We start from the raw sequence: 7565 nt of genomic DNA, 5'->3' as shown, positions 1-7565 counted from the left end.
GGGGGCCGGTCGCCACGGCCGACGCGGACGCCGCCCGGACCCGGGCGGCAGGCGAGCAGCGCTGCCCGTGGGGTGGGGGGGGGTGACCGCCCCCACCCGGCGTCATCCCCCCCGGCCGGCCCCACGACGGGCCGGCCGGCGTCGTTCAGTGGCCCCGGATCGCGCGGTGGATCTGTACCGGCAGGGCCGGCGCGCCGTCCACCGGCGCGGGGTCCTCGGGGGTGGGCGCGATGCCACCGGCGGCGATCTTGTCCAGGGTGTTCAGCCCGGCCGCGTCGATGCTGCCGAAGACGGTGTAGTTGGGGCGCAGCGCCGAGTCCGACTGGACCAGGAAGAACTGGCTGCCGTTGGTGTCCGGCCCGGCGTTGGCCATGGCGAGCGTGCCCCGGGCGTAGAGCCGGCGCACCCCGGTGGGGTCGGTCGGCGCGGGCGGCAGGTCGGTGGGCAGCTCGTCGCGGTAGCGGTAGCCCGGCCCGCCCTCACCGGTGCCGGACGGGTCGCCGCACTGGAGCACCTTGAGCGTCGGGTACGCGGTCAGCCGGTGGCAGGGCGTCCAGTCGTAGAACCGGTGCTTCGCCAGGTGCAGGAAGCTCTGCACGGTGCACGGGGCCTGTTCGCGGTCCAGGGTCAGCCCGATCGGCCCCTGGCTGGTGCGCAGGGTGACCCGGACCGTGCCGTCGTCGGGCGTCCGACGCGGGTCGGGCGGCAGCGGCACCGGCCGGGCCGGCGGCTCGTCGGGCGTGGACGTGTACGCGCACGGCCCCTTCGTGGTCCGGGCGGCGGTCGGCCCGTCGGCGGGCGCGGCGACGGCGGCGGTGCCACCGGCGACGACCAGCGCGGCCGAGGCCAGGGCCGCCCCGGCGAGGCGGGCCAGCCGGCCGTGGGGGCGCGACCCGGCGGCGGACGGTCGGGGTTCACTCGACACTGATGGTCCTCCTGGACTCGTGGTACCGGAGAGACGACGGGTACCGGAACGACCGGAGTCTATGGAGGCTCGCACCGGTTGTCGACGCCGGCCGATCCGGGCGGGTCGTGACCGTCGACGCGCGCCGGTGCTCCCCGGCGCAACGGGTCGCCGTCAGTCCCAGGCGACCCGCCGTCGGACCCGGCGGCGGGTCCGGCGCCGACGGCCGACCGCGAGCAGGACGGCCAGCAGGCCGACCAGCCCGGCCGCCCCGCCGACCACCGCCCCACCGAGCCAGTGCGGTGCGCCCGCCGTCGGGCGGGAGGCGACCGGCGCGGCGGCCACCGGGGCGGACGGTGGGGCCGACGGGCTGGCGGTGGTCAGCTCACCGGGCTCGACCAGTCGCCCCACCGAGGCGTCCCGGGGCAGGCCGAAGCCCCAGTCGAGCAGCCGCGCCCCCTGTTCCCAGCCGCGTACCGGGCGGGCCTCCGCCCCGAGCAGGGTCACCACCAGTCGTCGTCCACCGCGCTCGGCGGCCCCGACGTAGGTGTGCCGGGCGAGGTCGGTGAAGCCGGTCTTCCCGCCCAGCGCCCCCGGGTACCGGTAGATGAGCTGGTTCTCGTTCTGGATCTGGAAGCCGGGTTTGCGCAACGCCGGCTGGGCCGGGATCTGGGTGCGCTCGGTCAGGGCGTACCGGCGGAAGGTGGGGTCGGCGAAGCAGACCCGGGCGATCAGCGCCAGGTCGTACGCGCTGGTGAACTGGCCCGGACCGTCCAGCCCGGACGGGGTCACCGCGCGGGTCTGCAACGCCCCGAGCCGGCGTGCCTCGGCGTTCATCTCGCGGACCCCGGCGGCGGCGCTGCCCGCACCGAGGCGGGCCAGCAGGTTCGCCGCGTCGTTGCCGGACTGGAGCAGCAGGCCGAGCCAGACGGTCTCGACCGGGTATCGACCACGGTCGAGCAGGCCGACGGCGGAACTGCCCGGCTCGATGTCCAGGTCGGGGCGGGTGACCGTGACGACCTGCTTCGGGTTCAGCTTCGGCAGCATGGTGGCGGCCAGCAGCAGCTTCTGCACGCTGGCCGGGGTGCCGTACTCGTGCGGGCCGCAGCCGCCGAGCACCGCCCCGGTGTCCAGGTCGGCGACGAGCCACGAGGTCGCGGTGACCGGCGGCGGCGCGGGCGCACCGGGCGGCACGGTCAGCCCGGGGGTGGCCAGCGCCTCGCCCCCCACCCGCTGCTGCTCGGGCACGGCCGCGGGCGGTGTGGGCCGGGGCGGTCGGGTCACCTTCGGCGTCGGCAGCTTCGGGCACGGCACGACGGCGGCGGCCGACCCGGCGCGGGCCGCACCGCCCGCGGTGGCGGGGATGGCCGGCACACCGGTGAGGAGTACGGCCGCGACGCCGGCGGCCAGGACCCGGGCTCTCATGGTGAGGCACCCTACCGAGGCGGCAACCAGGTTCCCCAGGGGGCGCGACCGACCCGACGGGAATCCCTTTCGTCACCCTGGATCATCGATCAGTGACCGCTGGTAGCCGAAATCGCCTCCATCGAGCGCCGATGGAACCGCTCCCACCCCCACTGACCTGGGATTTCTTCATCAGTCACCGAGAGCGACCGGAAGCTCACGAGAATTCTTGAACGATCTTCTGCCGGTCCCCGTATCCATCGCCGCAAGGACGGATCGGGGCGGACGCCAATGCCGGGCGTCGGACATCCGGTCCGCCTTGACCCCAGCCACCGTCGGGCCACCGCACGCTACGCCGTCGCGACCCGCCGGAGATCAGAGGAGAGGTACATGGCCAGGCCAATGCGGAAGAATGCCGTCCTCAAGCTCGGCGGAGTGGGCGCCCTGGCGGTGCTGCTGCTGGGCGGCGGTCTGCAACTCGCCTCCGCCGGTGAGAACACCGGCAGCACCGCCGCGCAGACCGTCAACTGCCCGACGGTACGGGACAAGCTGCCGGCGGTCCCGGCGTCGGCTGCCGCCGGGGTGGAGCGGGAACTGGCCAACCTGGACGAGGAGATCGCCCGGCAGAACGAGCGGCTGGCGAAGCAGGCGGCCAACCCGCAGGGCGGTGCGAACTTCATCAACAACGCCATCCTCGGCCCGCTGAAGAGCAAGCGGGTCGCGGTGCTGGACCGCATCGAGATCAACTTCAACCGGGCCGGCGCCCAGCGACCCAACCTGGACGCCCTGGCCACCTGCGGCCTGAACGCCCCGGGTGTGGCCAGCGCGCTGAACAGCTCCGTCAAGGCCGGCAACGCCGCCACCGGCGGGAACAACACCACTGCCGCCGCCCAGACGGTGAACTGCCCGACGCCGCAGATCCCTGCCGTACCGGCCCAGGCCGCCGCGAACGTCCAGGCCGAACTGGCCAACCTCGACAAGCAGATCAGCGAGGCCAACGCCCGCCTCGCCCAGCAGGCCGCCAACCCCCAGGGCGGCGCCAACTTCATCAACAACGCCATCCTCGGCCCCCTGGAGGACAAGCGCAAGGCCGCCCTCGACCGCATCGAGATCGCCTTCAACCGCGTCGGCGCACAGCGCCCCAACCTCGACAACTTCGCCGCCTGCGGCCTGAACTCACCCCGGGCCCACCGCCGGCCCGGCGGATGAACCGCCGGCCCGTCCGGCTGTGCACGGCCTCCGCAGCGCGTTGGTGCTACCCCGCCGTGCGGTTCAGGTGCCGGTCCCGTCCAGGTAGTCGTGCAGGACGGCGGAGGCCCGCAGCCGGCGCAGGCTGCGCCGGTTCAGCTCCTGCTCCCGCCGGGCGAGTTCGGCCCGGACCCGGTCCGGCCGGCCGGTGCTGCGCAGCTCGTCGAGGACCGCCGTGATGATGTCGAACGGGTAGCCGCCCCGGCGCAGCAGCGCCACCACCTGCGCCGCCCGGCCCTCGGCCACGTCGTACACCCGGTAGCCGGTGCCCCGCTGCCGGTGCGGGCGGAGCAGGCCACGCTGTCCCCACAGGCGCAGCTGCGAGGTCCGCACACCCACCTGGGCCGCCACCTCGCCGATCCGGGCGTCCCGGCGGGGCACGGCCGCCGCCCGGCTGCCCAGCACCGTCTCGAACGCGCCCAGCACCCGGGCGATCTCGGCCCGCTCGCGGTCCAGTTCGGCGTGCCCGGCGTCGAGCGCGGCGAGCGCCGCCGGCAGCTCACCCCGGTGCACGGCCGCCAGCACCTCCCGGGTACGCGCCCAGCCGTGCCCCTCGGCCATCCGACGGGCCACCGCCAGGGCCCGGACGTGGCGGTCGGTGAAGATCCGGTAGCCGCTCGGGGTGCGGTCGGTCGGCGGCAGCACCCCGTCGGCCAGATAGTTGCGTACCTGCTGGGTGGAGATGCCGGCGCTGGCCGCGACGTCGACCAGCCGCCACCGTCGCTCCCCTGTCACCGGGCCTCTCCCCACCGCTCGCGTTCCCGCCCACCCTAGTGGTTGTCACGTGGTTTGAGACTTCTCATCGCATAGCCCGGGCTGCCACGCGTGAGATGCGCAGAAAGTCTCTACAGGAGCATGAATGAGAAAATCGAAGGTATGGAGCAACCAGCGCAGTCCGCCGCCGACCGCCACGACGTGATCGAGGTACGGGGCGCCCGGGAGAACAACCTCACCGGCGTCTCCGTCGACATACCCAAGCGACGGCTCACCGTCTTCACCGGCGTCTCCGGCTCGGGGAAGTCCTCCCTGGTGTTCGGCACCGTCGCCGCCGAGTCCCGCCGCCTGATCAACGAGACCTACAGTGCCTTCCTCCAGTCGTTCATGCCGAACCTGTCCCGCCCCGACGTCGACTCGCTGCGGAACCTGACCCCGGCGATCGTGGTCGACCAGGAACGGATGGGAGCGAACTCCCGCTCCACCGTCGGCACCGCGACCGACGCGTACGCGCTGCTGCGGATCCTGTTCAGCCGGCTCGGTGAGCCGTACGTCGGCGGGGCCGGGGCGTTCAGCTTCAACCTCGCCGAGGGCATGTGCCCGACCTGCGAAGGGCTGGGCCGGGTCTCCGACCTCGACGTGTCGGCGATGGTGGACGTGGAACGCTCGCTCAACGACGGGGCGATCCTGGTGCCGAACTTCGCCGTGGACTCCTGGTACTGGCAGACCATCGTCGGGTCCGGCCTGTTCGACCCGGACGTGAAGCTCCAGGATTTCACCCCGCAGCAGTGGGAGGACTTCCTGCACAAGCCGGCCACGAAGATCAAGGTCGGCGCCAACAGCTGGACGTACGAGGGGCTGGTGGTGAAGGTCCGCCGGCTCTACCTGGCCAAGGACCGGGAGTCCATGCAGGCGCACATCCGCGCCTTCGTGGACCGGGCGGTCGCCTTCGCCACCTGCGCCGCCTGCGGCGGGGCCCGGCTCAACGCGGCGGCACTGTCCTCGCGGATCGCCGGCCGCACCATCGCCGAGTGCGCGGCCATGCAGATCAGCGACCTGGCCGAGTTCGTCGGCGGGATCGACGCACCGTCGGTGGCCCCGCTGGTGGCCGACCTGCGCGACACCCTGGACTCGATGGTGGAGATCGGCCTGGGCTACCTCAGCCTGGACCGGGAGTCCGGCACCCTGTCCGGTGGCGAGGCGCAGCGGGTGAAGATGGTCCGCCACCTCGGGTCCAGCCTCTCCGACGTGACGTACGTCTTCGACGAGCCGACGGTGGGGCTGCACCCGCACGACATCGCCCGGATGAACGGCCTGCTGCAGCGGCTGCGCGACAAGGGCAACACGGTGCTGGTCGTCGAGCACAAGCCGGAGACGATCGCGATCGCCGACCACGTCGTCGACCTGGGTCCGGGCGCGGGCACGGCCGGCGGGCGGATCTGCTACACCGGCGACGTCGCCGGGCTGCGCCGCTCCGACACGCTGACCGGCCGGCACCTCGACCACCGGGTCACCCTGCGGACGGCGTTCCGCCGACCCACCGGCCACCTGGCGATCCGGGGAGCCGACCTGCACAACCTGCGCGACGTCGACGTCGACCTGCCGCTGGGGGTGCTCACCGTCGTCACCGGGGTGGCCGGCTCGGGCAAGAGCTCACTGATCCACGGATCGCTGCCCCGCCGCGACGGCGTCGTGGTGGTCGACCAGTCCCCCATCCGGGGTTCCCGGCGCAGCAACCCGGCGACCTGGACGGGCCTGCTCGACCCGATCCGCACCGCGTTCGCCCGTGCCAACGGGGTGAAGGCCGCACTGTTCAGCGCCAACTCCGAGGGCGCCTGCCCGACCTGTAAGGGGATCGGGCTGGTCTACACCGACCTGGCGACGATGGCGGCCGTCGCCAGCGTCTGCGAGGCGTGCGAGGGACGGCGGTACACCCCCGAGGTGCTGGCCTACACGCTGCGCGGCCGCAACATCAGCGAGGTGCTCGGCATGTCGGTGACCGAGGCCCGGGAGTTCTTCCCGTCCGGCCCGGCCCGGGTGGTGCTGGACCGGCTGACCGAGGTGGGCCTCGGCTACCTGACCCTGGGGCAGCCGCTGACCACCCTGTCCGGCGGGGAACGCCAACGGCTCAAGCTGGCCGTGCACATGGCCGAGAAGGCGGCCACCTACGTCCTGGACGAGCCGACCACCGGCCTGCACCTGGCCGACGTGGACCAACTGCTCGCCCTGCTGGACCGGCTGGTCGACGCCGGCAACACCGTGATCGTCATCGAGCACCACCAGGCGGTGATGGCGCACGCGGACTGGATCGTCGACCTGGGTCCCGGTGCCGGCCACGACGGCGGCCGGATCGTCTTCACCGGCACCCCCGCCGACCTGGTCGCCCACGGTGACACCCTCACCGCCCGACACCTGCGCGAGTACGTCGCCCCCCGCTGAGCGGGGCCGCTCCCCCGTCGGCGGCGGGCCACCGGCGGGGGCGGGCGGCAGGGTCAGTGGTCGGGGAGCCGCCGCAGCCAGGCGCGCTGCCAGGGGGTCTCGACGGCCTTCGGATGGTAGCGGTCACGGACCCACCGGACGGCGTCGCGGGCCGGCACCCCGTCGAGGATCGCCAGGGCGGCGAGGGTGGTGCCGGTCCGGCCGATCCCGCCCCGGCAGGCCGCCTCCACCCGGTCGCCGGCGTGGGCGCGGCGCAGCGCCTCACGGAAGGCGTCCAGGGCGTCGACCCGGTCGGTCGGCAACCAGAAGTCGGGCCACCGGATGCGCCGGTGCGCCCAGGCGGGCGTCGGGCCCGGGGCCAGGATCAGGGCGAAGTCGGCCGGGGACACCGCATCGGCTACCCGCCGCCCGCGCACGGTCGCGCCGCTGGGCAGGGTGACCACTCCGGCCGTGCTGGACCAGTCCACCCCGTGATTCTGCCCGCTGGGCGCACAGCGCGCCGCCCCCGACCCTGACGGGTCGGGGGCGGCGCGTGTCGATGTGCGGGTCGCCTCTCGGCGCGTGGCGCGACGCGGCTCCAGCCGAACGGAACTCCGCGAGGGCATTTCAGGTGAGGCCCGGGGACACCGAACACACCGACACCCCGCACAACGCGGCACCCCACCTACTCCTTCCCCACCCTCCGGTGACCCCCGTCACCATCGATCCGCCGGCAGTCACCGAACCGTCCACAGAGCACCGGTGGAGACACGCCGATGGGCGGCCCCCCCGGGGGGGGGCCGGCCCTCCTGGGGTGGGGGGGGCCGCAGGTGCACTGCGTGGCGCCGAGGGAGGCGGCCGGGGTGTCCCACAGGGG

The 7565-nt window shown here is 73.9% G+C and carries 6 protein-coding genes; 2 read left to right on the top strand and 4 right to left on the bottom strand.

Translation table 11 applies throughout. The features are described 5' to 3' along the window. Nucleotides 1-145: 145 nt before the first annotated feature. Both ACOJTC_RS04020 and ACOJTC_RS04015 read right to left on the bottom strand, forming a co-directional pair. Nucleotides 146-925 carry a peptidylprolyl isomerase gene (locus ACOJTC_RS04020; protein ID WP_420115796.1) on the bottom strand — a complete coding sequence of 260 codons (780 nt, stop codon included), beginning with the start codon at nt 923-925 and terminating at the stop codon, nt 146-148. Between the two features lie 153 nt (nt 926-1078). After that, entirely contained in the window at nt 1079-2329 is a 1251-nt protein-coding gene (locus ACOJTC_RS04015; protein WP_420115795.1) for a D-alanyl-D-alanine carboxypeptidase family protein, read from the bottom strand. 369 nt (nt 2330-2698) lie between these two features. On the opposite strand from ACOJTC_RS04015, the gene ACOJTC_RS04010 reads away from it, so the two are divergent. Beyond that, complete coding sequence (locus ACOJTC_RS04010) at nt 2699-3517, top strand: hypothetical protein (RefSeq protein ID WP_420115794.1); 819 nt, start codon at nt 2699-2701, stop codon at nt 3515-3517. Nucleotides 3518-3580: 63 nt separating this feature from the next. Here the strand turns inward: ACOJTC_RS04010 and ACOJTC_RS04005 are convergent, their stop codons facing one another. After that, nucleotides 3581-4291: a MerR family transcriptional regulator gene (locus ACOJTC_RS04005; protein WP_420115793.1), complete on the bottom strand. Its 711-nt coding sequence runs from the start codon at nt 4289-4291 to the stop codon at nt 3581-3583. 141 nt (nt 4292-4432) lie between these two features. Between ACOJTC_RS04005 and ACOJTC_RS04000 the strand changes: the two genes are divergently transcribed. Then, nucleotides 4433-6709, top strand: coding sequence for an ATP-binding cassette domain-containing protein (locus ACOJTC_RS04000; RefSeq protein WP_420115792.1), 2277 nt, complete (start codon nt 4433-4435; stop codon nt 6707-6709). Nucleotides 6710-6762: 53 nt separating this feature from the next. On the opposite strand, the gene ACOJTC_RS03995 is transcribed toward ACOJTC_RS04000, so the two are convergent. After that, nucleotides 6763-7176 (bottom strand): protein-tyrosine phosphatase family protein, encoded by a 414-nt coding sequence (locus ACOJTC_RS03995; RefSeq protein ID WP_420115791.1) that lies wholly within the window; start codon nt 7174-7176, stop codon nt 6763-6765. Between the last annotated feature and the right edge of the window lie 389 nt (nt 7177-7565).

Origin of the sequence: Micromonospora sp. (genome assembly GCF_048594385.1) — a bacterium.
Lineage (GTDB): Bacteria > Actinomycetota > Actinomycetes > Mycobacteriales > Micromonosporaceae > Micromonospora > Micromonospora wenchangensis.
Note: the sequence above shows the minus strand (reverse complement) of the source record. Positions and strands in the feature narration are given on the sequence as shown.